The organism is Mesorhizobium sp. M7D.F.Ca.US.004.03.1.1 (assembly GCF_003998635.1).
GTDB classification, from domain to species: domain Bacteria; phylum Pseudomonadota; class Alphaproteobacteria; order Rhizobiales; family Rhizobiaceae; genus Mesorhizobium; species Mesorhizobium loti.
In genome coordinates, this window is record NZ_RZQG01001243.1 from 1 (window position 1) to 1408 (window position 1408).

The following is a 1408-nucleotide window of genomic DNA, read 5'->3' on the forward strand; positions in this document are numbered from 1 at the left end:
GCGCAATTTCATCGCCCTGGTCGACGGGCTCTGGCTCGAATGGTGCCTCGACGAAAGCGTGGTGACGCCGCAGGCCGCCGAAGCCGCCGGCTTCGAGATGCTGGAAGCTCAGGTCGGGCCTTTGCGGGATGCCTAGTTCAGCGGCGAACCGCCCTCGCGCTTGCGGCGCTCCATATAGTCGCGCAGCGCCTCATCGATGCCGGGATCGATCGGCGGCTGCTCATATTCGGCGACCATCCGCTTCCAGACTACATTGGCCCGTTCGCGCGCGGTGATCTGGCCGCGCTCCATCCAGGTGTCGTAGTTGTCCCAGTTGGAGACCAGCGGCGAATAAAACGCGCGTTCGTAGCGCTGCATCGTGTGCGCGGCGCCGAAGAAGTGCCCGGCCGGCCCGACCTCGCGCACGGCTTCCAGCGCCAGCGTGTCGATATCGACCACCGGCGGGTCGAAATAGGCGCACATCATCTGCAGCATCTCGGCGTCGATGATCAGTTTCTCGAACGATGCCGTCAGCCCGCCGCCGAGCCAGCCGGCGGCGTGCAGCACCAGATTGGCACCGCCCATCAGGCAGCCCCACAGCGACATGGCGCTTTCATAGGCCGCCTGCGCATCGACCGAATTGGCGGCGGTGACATTGCTGGAGCGGAACGGTACGCCGATCAGCCGGCAGAGCTGGCCGGTGATCTGCGCGGCCTGCGTGTATTCCGGCGTACCGAAGGCCGGCGCACCGGTCTTCATGTCGACATTGGAGGTGAAGCCGCCATACATCACCGGTACGCCGGGGCGCACGATCTGCGTCAGCACGATGCCGGCCAGCGCCTCGGCATGCTGCTGCGACAGCGCTCCGGCGAGCGTCACCGGGCTCATCGCACCGGCCAGTGTGAACGGCGTGATGACATTGACCTGGCCATGTTCGGCCAGCGCGATCAGGCCTTCCGCCATCGGCTCGTCGAGCTGCAGCGGCGAGTTGGTGTTGATGATGCCGGTAAAGACAGGCATCTCCTGCGCAAGATTCTCGCGCGTCGTGCCCAGTGAAATCGCCACCATCTCCAGCGCGTCGATGGCGCGCCCACGGCCGAGCGCCTGCGGTTGCCAGTTCTTGTCGAGCAGCGTGATCTCGGCATAGTAGAGGTCGAGATGGCGCGTGTTCTGGTGCAGGTCGAGCGGCTCGAACGGCCCGCCGCCTTCCTGGTGCAGCACGTTGAACGACTGGATCAGCTTGAGATAATCGCACATCTCGGCATAGGTGCCGGGACGGCGGCCGCGATCATTGTCCATGACATAGGCGGGTCCACCGACCGACGACAGGATGCAGTGTTTCCCGCCGACCTTGACGTTCTTCGCCGGATTGCGGGCACGCAACTCGAACGACGATGGCGCCATGGCGACGCGCTCCATGACCATGGCG

At 65.2% G+C, this 1408-nt stretch carries 1 protein-coding gene; it reads right to left on the bottom strand.

Features of this window, described 5'->3' with window-relative positions; all coding sequences use genetic code 11:
* Positions 1-132: 132 nt before the first annotated feature.
* Positions 133-1408 (bottom strand): trimethylamine methyltransferase family protein (locus EN935_RS35995; protein WP_127374226.1); only part of this gene is annotated, 1276 nt, incomplete at its 5' end.